The sequence below is a fragment of the Aquabacterium sp. genome (assembly GCF_034003525.1).
Taxonomy (GTDB): Bacteria; Pseudomonadota; Gammaproteobacteria; order Burkholderiales; family Burkholderiaceae_C; genus Aquabacterium.
In genome coordinates this window covers 80,402-92,759 of sequence record NZ_JAVEYN010000008.1, presented here as the reverse complement: position 1 = coordinate 92,759, position 12,358 = coordinate 80,402, and the positions used below count along the sequence as shown (strand labels likewise).

The 12,358-nt window shown below is 65.8% G+C and carries 11 protein-coding genes; 7 read left to right on the top strand and 4 right to left on the bottom strand.

The window, feature by feature from the left end:
• Positions 1 to 4 precede the first annotated feature (4 nt).
• Genes RBT42_RS06905 through phbB form a run of 3 tightly spaced genes read left to right on the top strand, consistent with a single transcriptional unit; the run spans position 5 to position 3,931 of the window.
• A complete protein-coding gene (locus RBT42_RS06905) occupies positions 5 to 1,933 on the top strand; it encodes a class I poly(R)-hydroxyalkanoic acid synthase (protein ID WP_320363457.1) in 1,929 nt (642 codons plus the stop codon).
• 47 nt (positions 1,934 to 1,980) lie between these two features.
• Complete coding sequence (locus RBT42_RS06900; protein ID WP_320363455.1) at positions 1,981 to 3,159, top strand: acetyl-CoA C-acetyltransferase; 1,179 nt, start codon at positions 1,981 to 1,983, stop codon at positions 3,157 to 3,159.
• Between the two features lie 34 nt (positions 3,160 to 3,193).
• Positions 3,194 to 3,931, top strand: a complete 738-nt coding sequence (phbB, locus tag RBT42_RS06895; protein ID WP_320363453.1) for an acetoacetyl-CoA reductase — start codon at positions 3,194 to 3,196, stop codon at positions 3,929 to 3,931.
• Positions 3,932 to 4,088: 157 nt separating this feature from the next.
• Here phbB and RBT42_RS06890 read toward each other — a convergent pair whose 3' ends face one another.
• Positions 4,089 to 4,424, bottom strand: a complete 336-nt coding sequence (locus RBT42_RS06890) for a hypothetical protein (RefSeq protein WP_320363451.1) — start codon at positions 4,422 to 4,424, stop codon at positions 4,089 to 4,091.
• A gap of 123 nt (positions 4,425 to 4,547) precedes the next feature.
• On the bottom strand, positions 4,548 to 5,252 hold the full coding sequence (lexA, locus tag RBT42_RS06885) for a transcriptional repressor LexA (protein WP_320363449.1): 705 nt from the start codon (positions 5,250 to 5,252) through the stop codon (positions 4,548 to 4,550).
• A gap of 110 nt (positions 5,253 to 5,362) precedes the next feature.
• On the opposite strand from lexA, the gene RBT42_RS06880 reads away from it, so the two are divergent.
• Positions 5,363 to 6,391, top strand: a complete 1,029-nt coding sequence (locus tag RBT42_RS06880; RefSeq protein ID WP_320363447.1) for an asparaginase — start codon at positions 5,363 to 5,365, stop codon at positions 6,389 to 6,391.
• A 150-nt stretch (positions 6,392 to 6,541) separates the two neighbouring features.
• On the opposite strand, the gene RBT42_RS06875 is transcribed toward RBT42_RS06880, so the two are convergent.
• Positions 6,542 to 7,291, bottom strand: a complete 750-nt coding sequence (locus tag RBT42_RS06875; RefSeq protein ID WP_320363445.1) for an SDR family oxidoreductase — start codon at positions 7,289 to 7,291, stop codon at positions 6,542 to 6,544.
• 78 nt (positions 7,292 to 7,369) lie between these two features.
• On the opposite strand from RBT42_RS06875, the gene RBT42_RS06870 reads away from it, so the two are divergent.
• The 3 genes from RBT42_RS06870 to RBT42_RS06860 are packed head-to-tail and all read left to right on the top strand — an operon-like array spanning position 7,370 to position 12,015.
• Positions 7,370 to 8,575 carry an efflux RND transporter periplasmic adaptor subunit gene (locus RBT42_RS06870; RefSeq protein ID WP_320363514.1) on the top strand — a complete coding sequence of 402 codons (1,206 nt, stop codon included), beginning with the start codon at positions 7,370 to 7,372 and terminating at the stop codon, positions 8,573 to 8,575.
• Positions 8,576 to 8,579: 4 nt separating this feature from the next.
• Positions 8,580 to 10,562: a MacB family efflux pump subunit gene (locus RBT42_RS06865; RefSeq protein WP_320363443.1), complete on the top strand. Its 1,983-nt coding sequence runs from the start codon at positions 8,580 to 8,582 to the stop codon at positions 10,560 to 10,562.
• Positions 10,563 to 10,596: 34 nt separating this feature from the next.
• On the top strand, positions 10,597 to 12,015 hold the full coding sequence (locus tag RBT42_RS06860; RefSeq protein ID WP_320363441.1) for an efflux transporter outer membrane subunit: 1,419 nt from the start codon (positions 10,597 to 10,599) through the stop codon (positions 12,013 to 12,015).
• Here RBT42_RS06860 and RBT42_RS06855 read toward each other — a convergent pair.
• Positions 12,003 to 12,275, bottom strand: coding sequence for a DUF2789 domain-containing protein (locus tag RBT42_RS06855; protein WP_320363439.1), 273 nt, complete (start codon positions 12,273 to 12,275; stop codon positions 12,003 to 12,005). The two genes, RBT42_RS06860 and RBT42_RS06855, sit on opposite strands and share 13 nt — an antisense overlap.
• Between the last annotated feature and the right edge of the window lie 83 nt (positions 12,276 to 12,358).

The following is a 12,358-nucleotide window of genomic DNA, read 5'->3' as shown; positions in this document are numbered from 1 at the left end:
ACGTATGGCTGTACCTCACAAGCCGCGTGCCGCACGCGGTGCCGCAAAAGACACTTCCGCCCCCCAGGCCGAGACCACCGCAACGTCCGCGCCCCAGGCTTCGGCGTTTGAACAGATGGGTGCGGCCTTCCGTTTGCCAGGTGTGGACTTTGAGTCGCTCAAGACACAGTGGGAAGCCCAGTTGAGCAAATTGGCTGGCTTCTCGCCCGAGCTGTTCCAGTCGTGGCTGCAGCAGTCGCCCACGGCTGGTTTGAAAGTGCCGGGCCTCACGCCCGTGAAGCAGGCCGTCGAGGCCGTCAGCCAGAGCGTCTCCGGTGACCTGCAGTCGCTGGCCGCCCTCAAGGTCGATCCGGATACGCTCAAGACCATCCAGAGCGAGTACCTGCAGCGCGCCACCGAGTTGTGGAACCAGGCTCTGACCCAGCCCGAAGCCCTGACCGTCAAGGACCGCCGCTTTGCCGCCCCCGAGTGGAGCCAAAGCCCGGCGAGCGCGTTCACCGCGTCGATGTACCTGCTCAACGCCCAGACCATGCAGCGCCTGGCCGACAGCCTCGCCGGCGCTGAAAAAGCCCGTGAGCGCGTGCGCTTTGCCGTGCAGCAGTGGTCGGCCGCCATGTCGCCCAGCAACTTCCTGGCGCTCAACCCCGAAGCCTTGAAGAAGGCCGTCGAGACCAAGGGCGAGAGCATCCAGCATGGCATCCAGCACCTGCTGGGTGACATTCGCCAGGGCCACCTGTCGATGACGGACGAAAGCGTGTTCGAGGTCGGCAAGAACGTCGCCACCACGCCCGGCACGGTCGTATATGAGAACGGCTTCTTCCAGCTGATCGAGTACACCCCGATCACGGCCAAGGTGCACGCCACCCCCTTCCTGTTCGTGCCGCCGTGCATCAACAAGTACTACATCCTCGACCTGCAGCCTGACAACTCGCTGGTGCGCCACCTGCTGTCCGAAGGCCACCGCGTCTTCATGGTCAGCTGGGTCAACCCCGACGAGAGCCTGGCCAAGTCCACCTGGGACGACTACATCGAGCACGGCGTCATCCAGGCCATCGACGTGACCCGCGAGATCACCGGGGTTGAGCAGATCAACGCCCTGGGCTTCTGTGTGGGCGGCACGATGTTGGGCACTGCGCTGGCCGTGCTCGCTGCCAAGGGCCGCAAGCCCGTCGCCAGCCTGACCCTGCTGACGTCCTTCCTGGACTTCGCGCACACCGGCATCCTGGACATCTTCATCGATGAGGCCATGGTGCGCATGCGCGAAATGACCATGGGCCCGGACAGCCCGCAAGGCGGCGGTCTGATGAAGGGCGGCGACCTGGCCTCCACCTTCGCCTTCCTGCGCCCGAACGACCTGGTGTGGAACTACGTGGTGGGCAACTACCTCAAGGGCGAAATGCCCCCGGCGTTCGACCTGCTCTACTGGAACAGCGACAGCACCAACCTGCCCGGGCCCTACTACGCCTGGTACCTGCGCAACACCTATCTGGAAAACAATCTGATCAAGCCCGGTGCCGTGACCGTGTGCGGTGAACCGCTCGACCTGCGCCGCCTGGACATGCCAACCTTCATCTACGGCTCGCGCGAAGACCACATCGTGCCCTGGGAATCGGCTTACGCCTCGTCCCAGGTGGTCACGGGCCCGCGCACCTTCGTGCTGGGCGCTTCCGGTCACATCGCCGGGGTGATCAACCCGCCCGCCAAGAAGAAGCGCAGCCACTGGGTGACCGGTTCGAAGGTCAAGCAACTGCCGGCCGACGCCAACACCTGGCTGGCCAGCGCCGAAGAACAACCTGGCAGCTGGTGGACCGTGTGGTCCGACTGGCTGCGTGAACATGCCGGCCCGATGGTGGCTGCACCCAAGCAAGCAGGCAGCCGTAAATACCCTGCGATCGAAGCTGCGCCAGGACGATACGTTCTGCGCAAAGCCTGACAACGTGCCCGCACAACGGGCACCTATCTTGACTGAAGGAGAAGATCTTGACTGACATCGTCATTGTTGCCGCCGCGAGAACCGCCGTGGGCAAATTTGGGGGTTCCCTGGCCAAAACCCCGGCCAGCGAATTGGGCGCCATCGTGATCAAGGACCTGTTGCGCCGTACCGGGCTGACGGGTGAGCAGGTCAGCGAAGTCATCCTGGGTCAGGTCCTGACCGCCGGCTGTGGTCAGAACCCTGCGCGCCAGGCCGTCATCAAGGCGGGCCTGCCCCAAGGCGTTCCCGCCATGACCATCAACAAGGTCTGCGGTTCGGGTCTGAAGGCCGTGATGCTGGGCGTGCAAGCCATCCGTGACGGCGACGCCGAGATCGTGATCGCTGGCGGCCAGGAAAACATGAGCCTGTCGCCCCACGTGGTGCCCAACTCGCGCGAAGGTCAGCGCATGGGCAACTGGCAGATGGTCGACTCCATGATCAACGATGGTCTGTGGGACGTGTACAACCAGTACCACATGGGCATCACCGCCGAGAACGTGGCCAAGCAGTACGGCATCAGCCGTGAAGAGCAGGACGCCCTGGCCCTGGCGTCGCAGCAAAAGGCCGCGGCCGCGCAAGACGCCGGCAAGTTCAAGGACGAGATCGTGCCGGTGGTGATCCCACAGAGGAAGGGCGATCCGCTGGTGTTCGACGCCGACGAATACCTGAACCGCAAGAGCACCGCGGAAGCCCTGGCGGGTCTGCGTCCGGCCTTCGACAAGGCAGGCAGCGTCACCGCGGGCAACGCTTCGGGCATCAACGACGGCGCCGCCGCTGTGGTGCTGATGACGGCCGAGAAGGCGCAGCAACTGGGTCTGAAGGTGCTGGGTCGCATCAAGTCCTACGCCAGCGCTGGTCTGGACCCAGCTTACATGGGCATGGGCCCGGTGCCTGCGTCGCGCCGTGCGCTGGAGCGTGCCGGCTGGCAGGCTTCCGAACTCGACCTGCTGGAAATCAACGAAGCCTTCGCCGCCCAGGCCTGTGCCGTGCACAAGGAAATGGGCTGGGACACCAGCAAGGTGAACGTCAATGGTGGCGCCATCGCCATCGGTCACCCCATCGGTGCGTCGGGTTGCCGCATCCTGGTGAGCTTGCTGCACGAGATGCAACGTCGCGACGCCAAGAAAGGCATCGCCTCGCTGTGCATCGGCGGTGGCATGGGCGTTGCTTTGACCATCGAGCGCTGACTCGGGTCATCACACAAACAAAGAGGAGCACAGCATGACTCAGAAAATTGCTTACGTCACCGGCGGGATGGGCGGCATCGGAACGGCCATTTGCCAGCGCCTGCACCGCGATGGCTACAAGGTGATTGCTGGTTGCGGCCCGAGCCGTGACTACACCAAGTGGCTGGATGAGCAAAAGGCCCTGGGCTACACCTTCTACGCTTCGGTGGGGAACGTGGCCGACTGGGACTCGACCGTCGAGGCCTTCAAGAAGACCAAGGCCGAGCACGGTCCCATCGACATCCTGGTGAACAACGCCGGCATCACGCGTGATGGCATGTTCCGCAAGATGACCAAGGCCGACTGGGATGCGGTGATGGACACCAACCTCAACAGCATGTTCAACGTCACCAAGCAGGTGATCGACGACATGGTGGACCGGGGCTGGGGCCGCATCGTCAACATCAGTTCGGTCAACGGCGAAAAGGGTCAGTTTGGTCAGACCAACTACTCGGCTGCCAAGGCCGGCATGCACGGCTTCACGATGGCCTTGGCACAGGAAGTAGCCAGCAAGGGCGTGACGGTCAACACCGTCTCGCCGGGCTACATCGGCACAGACATGGTGCGCTCGATCCGCCAGGACGTGCTCGACAAGATCGTGGCCACGATTCCCGTCAAGCGCCTGGGCACCCCGGACGAGATCGCCTCGATGATCTCGTGGGTGGCCAGCGATGAAGCGGGCTTTGCCACCGGCGCTGACTTCTCGGTCAACGGCGGCTTGCACATGGGCTGATGCGACTGGCCGGCCTGAGAGGCTGGGTGGCTTTAGATGCCCGGGTGGCTTGAACCCCGATCCCATCCCGCCGTGCAGCGATGCCGGCGGGATTTTTTTAGGTCTCAGCTTCGCGTGGCGCTCGGGGAAGCCGGGCTTGGGAGGGAGCGAGGGGGACTCAGGCGGCCGCTTCTTGTTCGCGCACCAGGCGGTCGAGGGCGGCGCAGACTTCGGCAAAGCGCCCGGCGATCACGGTGCGACGTGCGTCGCTGGGGTCGGTGCTGATGCGCACGCGCGTGCCACTGACCATGGGGGCGCGAAGCGGGATGACCTGGGCCGTCCCCCCTTGGCGGGTACTGCTGGCCGAGGACGGCGGCGCACCCCAGGGCGTGATGGGTCGAGGCTTGACGGGGCGTGTGGCCGGTGCAGAGGCTGGACGCGTTCCGTCGGGCGAGGGGGGGGCGTTGAGGTGGGTCTCGCGGACGTGGAAAGCACGGGCCAGGTGATGAATCATGTTGAACTCCCAAAGACAGCGTTGAAGTTCGGCAGGATTCCAATGAAGGATCACCACACGGGATTGCATCATCGGCCTGATGATGCGAATGCCCGCCACCCGCGTGGTGAGAAAGACAGTGGCTCAGTTCAGAGGTTGGTTGCGGATCAGACCCACGGCCAGTCCCTCGAGCTCAAACTCGGGGTGGTCAGGGGACACCACGATGGGTTCGAAATCAGGGTTCTCGGGCAGCAGGGTGATGCCCTGCGGCGTGCGCTGAAAGCGTTTGACGGTGACCTCGTCACCCAGGCGGGCCACCACGATTTGCCCGTTGCGGGCTTCGCGGGTGCGTGCGACAGCCAGCAGGTCGCCATCAAGGATGCCCGCGTCTTTCATGCTCATGCCGCGAACGCGCAAGAGGTAGTCGGGGCGCTTGGCAAACAGGCTGGGCTCGACCGCGTAGCTTTGTTCAATGTGCTCTTGCGCCAGGATGGGGTGGCCGGCGGCCACGCGCCCGACCAGCGGCAGCACGAGTTGCTCCAGCCCGGGAAGCGGCAGGTTGAAGGACAGGCCCGATGACTCGGTGTCGCCACGCTTGCGCGTTTCGTTCACGGTGCGCAAGGTGCCCGCCTTCAGGCGAATGCCGCGCGAGGTGCCGCCCACCAGTTCGATGACCCCTTTGCGCGCCAAGGCCTGCAAGTGTTCTTCGGCGGCATTGGCCGAACGAAACCCCAGTTCGGCCGCGATTTCGGCACGCGTAGGGGGCGCACCTGTTTTGGCGATGGCACGCTGAATCAGCTCAAAAATCTGTTGCTGGCGGGGCGTGAGTTTGGGTTTATCGTTCGTCATCGCGGGTCGTGCCTTGTAGAGAGGGTGTCGACGTTGACTGTCATTCTATACAGGGCTGTTTGTTTGTCCAGTATTTTGTTTGTGGGTTGGGTGCGACGATGCGGCGGGTGGTGATTCTGGGAACGGGGGGCACCATTGCGGGCACGGCTCAGGATCCGTCGCGGCAATGGGACTACCGGGCTGCGCAGCTGTCGGTGTCGCAACTGGTGGAGGCCGTGCCGGCTTTGCGGGGTGTGCCGCTCGAAACCGTACAGGTCGCTCAGGTCGACAGCAAGGACATGAGCTGGTCGGTCTGGCGCGCCTTGGGTCGTGCCTTGCACGAGCACCTGGAGCGTGACGAGGTGGCCGGTGTGGTCATCACACATGGCACCGACACGCTGGAAGAAACCGCCTACCTGCTTCAGGCTCTGCACGATGGTGCCAAGCCGGTGGTGTTGACCGCCGCCATGTTCCCGGCGACCTCGCCTCAAGCCGATGGTCCGACCAACCTTCGGGATGCGGTGCGGGTGGTGCAAGAGGCGTCGCGTCGCTGCCTGGGGGGCGTGGTGGCCGTGATGCACGGGCGGGTCTGGTCGGCCAGCGCTGTGCGCAAGTCGCATAGCAATGCGCCCGATGCCTTCGATGGCGGTGATGCGCCGCCGTTGGTCAACTTGAGGCGGGAGCCAGTGGAGTCCGACGAGGATGTGGTCAAAGCCCTGGCGAAATTGGGCTTTCGGGCGCAACGGGCAGGGCCGGCTGAGCCCGCCGAGGAGTCCTGGCCGTCGGCCTGGCACCCTTGCGGTCGTTGGGGCTGGGGTTATCTGGAAGCAGACCCGCCACGGGTCGAGATCGTCTGTAGCCATGCCGACGCCGACGGCTGGATCGTGCGGGCCATGCTGGCTCACGCGCAGACCTCAGCAAGACCCCTGCGTGGCATCGTGGTGGCTGGCACTGGACACGGCACCATGCATGCAGGCTTGACCGAAGCGTTGCGCGAGGCCGTGCGCCAGGGCGTGACCGTGTGGCGCAGCAGCCGTGTGGCACGAGGCGGCGTGCTACCGCGGGAGGGGGACGAGTGGCCGGGGGTGCCGTATCTGACGGCGGCTCAAGCCCGTGTGGCGCTCACGCTGTCGCTCTTGGGGGCTTCACGCAAAGAATAGATTGGGGGCGTGGGCTGTGTCCTGACTGTGGTGACCAGCATGTCAGGACAGGCTTTGCTCCCTCCGGGTGCGTCACTGACGACTCGGAACATCAGGCAGTGTGCCGGGTCGGTGTGAAAGCCTGATGACAGTGATTGCGCGCGGGCTGACTCAGCGCCCGCCGGTCACATCCACGATCGCACCCGCCGTGTAACTCGCTGCATCCGAGAGCAGCCAGGCAATCGCCTGAGCCACTTCTTCCGGATGTGCGGCCCGTCCCATGGGCAAGCTCGGCCCCAGGCGATCGGCCCGGTCGGGTTCGCCGCCCGTGGCATGGATGCCGGTGGCCGTGATGCCCGGGCGCACCGCGCACACGCGCACGCCTTCCCCGGCCACTTCCTTGGACAGGCCTTGCGTGAACACGTCGATGGCGCCTTTGCTGGCCGCGTAGTCCACGTACATCGCGGGCGAGCCGCTGCGCACCGCACTGCTGGAGACGTTGACGATCACGCCACCGCGACCGCCGTGGCGGCTCGACATGCGCTGGACGGCTTCTCGCGCGCACAGCATGGGGCCCACCACGTTGACGGCGAACATGCGTGCCAGGCGCTCGGCGCTCATTTCGTCCAGGCGCGCGGTGCGGTCGATGATGCCGGCGTTGTTCACCAGGCCCGTCAGCGGTGGCAGACAGGCATCTGCCTTGGCGAACAACGCAAGGATGTCCGCTTCGGAGGCCATGTCGGCCTGGGCGATGATGGCGTGGGGTGCGCCCAGTTGCAGGCATTCATCGGCCACGGCCTGGGCCAAGTCGGCCCGGTGGGCGTAGTGAATGAGCAGTGCGTGGCCTTGTGTCGCCAGCAAACGCGCGGTGGCGGCGCCAATGCCTTGGCTGGCGCCGGTGATGAGGGTGACGTTATGCATGGGTTTGACTTTACATTTCCTTTACGGGCGGAACGCAGTTGAGACACCGTCCACCAGGACACTGTGAACATGAGCACAATGAAACGCAATCGATGGTTGTCGGGCTGGCGCCTGGCGGTGGGGGTGGCCTTGGTGGCGGCCGCAGGCTGGGGCATCAAGTTGGTGTACTTCAAGCCGCCCAGTACACCTCAGGTCATCACCGCCGAAGCCGTGATGGACGACATCGAGGACACCGTGCTCGCCAGCGGCACCATCGAGGCCTCTCAAGAGGTCAGTGTGGGGGCCCAGGTATCCGGCCAGATCAAGCGCCTGCACGTGGCGCTGGGCGACAGGGTGACCAAGGGTCAGTTGGTGGCCGAAATCGACTCCACCACGCAGACCAACACGCTGCGCAATGCCGAGGCCCAGGTGTCGCTGTTGAGCGCTCAGCGTCAGGCTCGCCAGGCCCAGCTGCGCCAGGCCGAGCTGAGCTACCAGCGCAAGAAAGACCTGTTCCAGCTGGACGCCGGCTCCAAGGCCGACCTGGACGACGCCGAGGCCACACTGGCCACCACCAAGGCCGAGATCGCTGCGCTGGACGCGCAGATCCGTCAGGCCAATATCTCGGTGGACACCGCCCGCGTTAACCTGGGCTACACCCGCATCATGGCGCCGATCGACGGCGTGGTGGTGGCCGTGGTGGCCGAAGAAGGCCGCACCGTGAACGCGATGCAGTCGGCGCCCACCATCATCAAGCTGGCCAAGCTGGACAAGGTCCAGATCAAGGCACAGATTTCCGAGGCCGACGTGGTGCGTGTGAAGCCTGGCCTGCCGGTGTACTTCACCATCCTGGGCGAGCCACAGCGCCGCTACGAGGCCAAGCTGCGCGCCATCGAGCCCGTGCCCGAGTCGGAGCAGACCGATACCAAGACGACCACGGCCAGCACCACGAGTGCCGCCATTTATTACAACGGCCTGTTTGATGTGGACAATCCGGAGGGCAAGCTGCGGGTGGCCATGACGACGCAGGTGTTCGTGGTGCTCAACCGCGCGGACAAGGCCTTGGTGATTCCGGCCACGGCCTTGGGCCAGCGCGACCGCAAGCAGGGCACCTACGAGGTGCGGGTGCTCGAAGGTGAAGGCAAGGACGCGCAGGTGCGCACGCGCCAAGTCAAGGTGGGGCTGAACAACCGTGTGCAGGCCCAGGTGCTCGAAGGCCTGAAGGCCGGTGAAAAGGTCGTGGTGGGCGAGGGCGGTGCCAATGGTGCTGGCTCCGGTACGCCCCGTATGCCACGGATGTTCTGACGCCATGAGTGAATCGCATTCCATCGGCCAGAAGGCCCGACCTGCCTTGCTGGAGGTGCAGGACCTGTGGCGGGAGTTCCCGTCTGGCGAGGGCACCGTGGCCGTGCTCAAGGGGATCAACCTGCGCATCGAGGCCGGCGAGATGGTGGCCATCATCGGCGCCTCGGGTTCGGGCAAGTCCACCTTGATGAACATCCTCGGTTGCCTGGACCGGCCCACCCGAGGACTCTACAAGGTGGCCGGCCAGGCCACGGGCGACCTGCCACCCGATGAACTGGCGCGCTTGCGCCGCGAGCATTTTGGCTTCATCTTCCAGCGCTACCACCTGCTGAGCGACCTCAGTGCGCTCGGCAACGTGGAGATCCCCGCGATTTACGCGGGTCACAACACCACCGACCGACACACCCGGGCCGCCGCCTTGCTCGGCCGCCTGGGACTGGGCGAGCGCATCGAACACAAGCCGGGCCAGCTGTCCGGCGGCCAGCAGCAGCGCGTCAGCATTGCGCGCGCTCTGATGAACGGTGGCGACGTCATCCTGGCCGACGAGCCCACAGGCGCGCTCGATACGGCCAGTGGCGACGAGGTGATGCGCATCCTGCGTGAGCTGCACGCCGACGGGCACACGGTCATCATCGTGACCCATGACCCCAAGGTGGCGGCCCACGCGCAGCGCATCATCGAGGTCTCGGACGGCGAGGTGGTGTCCGACCGTCGCCAGGGCGAGGGCGATACGCCGAGTGCCGTCAAGCGCGAACGCACGCAGTCCGCCCCCCATCCCTGGCGCGCCAACTGGGATCGCTTCACCGAGGCTTTCACCATGGCCTTGCGCGCGATGGCGGGGCACCGTCTGCGCACGCTGCTGACCATGCTCGGCATCATCATCGGCATTGCCTCGGTGGTGTCGATGGTGGCCCTGGGTGAGGGCTCGCGCCAGCGCATCCTCAAGGACATCAGTGCGATGGGAACGAACACCATCGACGTCTTCCCAGGCCAGAACTTTGGCGACCGGACCGCCGGGCGCATCCGCACCCTGGTGCCGGCCGACGCGGAGGCGCTGGCCAACCTGAACTTTGTGGACAGCGCCACGCCCAGCGTGAACACCAGCGTGACGCTGCGCCGCGGCAATGTGGAGGCCACGGCCAACATCAACGGTGTGGGCGACCAGTTCTTCCGCGTCAAGGGCTACACGCTGGCGAATGGGCAGGCGTTCGACGCCAGCGGTGTGCGCCGCCAGACCCAGGAGGCGGTGATCGACCCGAACACGGCCAAGGCCTTGTTCAAGTCGGACGAGAACCCGGTGGGCGAGGTGATCTTTCTGGGCAGCGTGCCGGTGCGCGTGGTGGGCGTGACGGCGCCGCAGGAAAGCGGCTTCATGGTCAGCGACAACCTGAACGTGTGGGTGCCTTACACCACGGTGATGCGGCGCATGCTGGGGCAGCAACACCTGCGCAGCATTACGGTGCGCATCAGCGACACGGCACCGTCTGCGGCGGCCGAGCAGGGCATCGTCAAGCTGCTGACCCAGCGCCACGGCACGAAGGACTTCTTTGTGCGCAACAGCGACAGCATCCGCCAGACCATCGAAAGCACCACGCAGACCATGACGCTGCTGATCTCGTCGATCGCGGTGATCTCGCTGATCGTGGGCGGCATTGGCGTGATGAACATCATGCTGGTGTCGGTGACCGAGCGCACCCAGGAGATCGGTGTGCGCATGGCGGTGGGGGCGCGCCAGAGCGACATCCTGCGCCAGTTCCTGATTGAGGCGGTGCTGGTGTGTCTGCTGGGCGGCATCCTGGGGATCGGGTTGGCGCTGGGCATCGGCGCGGTGTTTGCCCAGATCGGTGGCACCTTCCAGATGGTGTATTCCGTGAGCTCCATCGTGGCCGCCTTCGGGGTGTCGTCCCTGATCGGCGTGGTGTTCGGCTTCCTGCCGGCACGCAATGCAGCCCGACTCGATCCCGTCGATGCCTTGTCGCGGCAGTGAGCCCGCAGGGAAGCAGGCAGCAAAGAACATGACCATGAAATCAGTACAGAAGAACGCCATTCCCTCCGTGCACCGCGCATCGCCTGTCTGGTTGGCCCTGGTGGCCGCGCTGGCCTTGAGCGGCTGCGCCACGCGTGGCAATGTGCCCCAGCCCGACCTGCAGGTGCCGGGCGCCTGGCAGCAGGGGGGGGCACAGACGGCCTCCGCCACGCTCAGCCCCTGGTGGCCGGAGTTGAACGACCCGAACCTGACGCAGCTGATCGAGCAGGCGCTGGCGCGCAACAACAACCTGGCACAGGCCGCCATCAAGGTGCGCCGGGCCCAGTTGGTGGTCGGGCAGGTGGCCAGCGACCGGTTGCCCAGTGTCAGCGTGCGCGCCAACACCAATGCCTCGCAGCCCCTCGAGGGCGGGTCCACCTCGCGCAACCACTCCCTGACCGCCAGTGCCAGCTGGGAGGTGGACCTGTGGAACCGACTCGGTTCGTTGCGTGACGCGGCCGAGTGGGAGGCCCAGGCCACCGAGCAAGACCGCCAGGCGGCCGCCATGGCTCTGGTGGGCACGGTGGCGAGCCAGTACTGGCAGGTGGCCTACCTGAACCAGCGTGTGGCCGCCAGCGAGCAAAGCATCGCCTACGCCCGCCAGACGCTGCAATTGGTGCAAGGCCAGTACCGCGCCGGCAGCGTGTCGGGCCTGGAGGTGGCGCAGGCCACACAGGCCCTGGCCAGCCAGGAAGCCGGCCACACGCAGTGGCTGCAACAGCGCGTGCAGGCTCGCAATGCCTTGGCCATCTTGTTCGACGGCCCGCCCGGCGTCGCCCTCAACGAGGCCATGCGCCTGCCCGAGGGTGCTTTGCCCACGGTGGCCGCCGGCTTGCCGGCGTCGGTGCTCAACCGCCGCCCTGATCTGAGTGCGGCCGAGTTGCGCTTGCGCAAGAGCCTGGCCAATGTGGACGCCACCCGCGCCAGCTTCTACCCGGCACTGACCCTCACCGGCAGCGTGGGCGGCAGCAGCACGGCCTTGTCCGATGTGCTGCGCGACCCGATCGGCACCCTGGGGGCCGGCTTGCTGCTGCCTTTCGTGCAATGGCGTGACATGTCGCGCAGCGTCGCCATCTCCGAGGCCGATCACGAGATCACCGTGCGCGCCTACCGGCAGACCTGGTACGAGGCACTGGCCGACGTGGAAGACGCCTTGTCTGCACGGGTGCAATACGAGACCCAGGGCGAGCGCCTGGCCGAGGCACTGAAGGCCGCCCAAACCTCCGAGCGCCTGGCCGAGGCCCGTTACCGCGCTGGCGCCACGGCGCTCAAGACGTGGCTGGACGCGCAGGAAACCCGCCGTCAGGCCGAAAACAGTCTGGCGCAAAACCGTCTGAACCGCCTCAACGCCCTCGCCACGCTCTACCAGTCCCTGGGCGGCGGACTACAGCCAGCGCCCGTTCAGGGCGAATGAGTGGGCGGCGGGCCCAGATGCGGCCCGGGGTGGCGCAGGCTGGCGTCGAGGGTGTCGATCAACTCGGCCCAGTCTGAGTCGTCCTGCAACTCCTCGCTCAGGAAGCGGGCTTGCTCGGGGCGCCAGAACGGAGCTTCGGGCAGGGCCACCTCAGGCGGCAAAGGGCGATGCATCGCGATGAAACGCGACACATCGGCACGCGTGTCGGGCAGGCCCAACTGGCGGAACAGCTCACTGAGGGTGTGAACAGCGGAGTCCATTGCGGCACCTCCTGTGCGTGGCGGATCCCCATTTGTACTGCGTTGAATGTGTCGCGTCAACCCAACGGCCAGGCTTGGCCGAG

Coding starts and splice junctions, on each gene's coding strand:
- RBT42_RS06860 (WP_320363441.1), top strand. CDS start 10,597: ATGAAATCAGTACAGAAGAACGCCATTCCCTCCGTGCACCGCGCATCG.
- RBT42_RS06890 (WP_320363451.1), bottom strand. CDS start 4,424: ATGATTCATCACCTGGCCCGTGCTTTCCACGTCCGCGAGACCCACCTC.
- RBT42_RS06855 (WP_320363439.1), bottom strand. CDS start 12,275: ATGGACTCCGCTGTTCACACCCTCAGTGAGCTGTTCCGCCAGTTGGGC.
- RBT42_RS06875 (WP_320363445.1), bottom strand. CDS start 7,291: ATGCATAACGTCACCCTCATCACCGGCGCCAGCCAAGGCATTGGCGCC.
- phbB (WP_320363453.1), top strand. CDS start 3,194: ATGACTCAGAAAATTGCTTACGTCACCGGCGGGATGGGCGGCATCGGA.
- RBT42_RS06870 (WP_320363514.1), top strand. CDS start 7,370: ATGAAACGCAATCGATGGTTGTCGGGCTGGCGCCTGGCGGTGGGGGTG.
- RBT42_RS06865 (WP_320363443.1), top strand. CDS start 8,580: ATGAGTGAATCGCATTCCATCGGCCAGAAGGCCCGACCTGCCTTGCTG.
- RBT42_RS06905 (WP_320363457.1), top strand. CDS start 5: ATGGCTGTACCTCACAAGCCGCGTGCCGCACGCGGTGCCGCAAAAGAC.
- lexA (WP_320363449.1), bottom strand. CDS start 5,252: ATGACGAACGATAAACCCAAACTCACGCCCCGCCAGCAACAGATTTTT.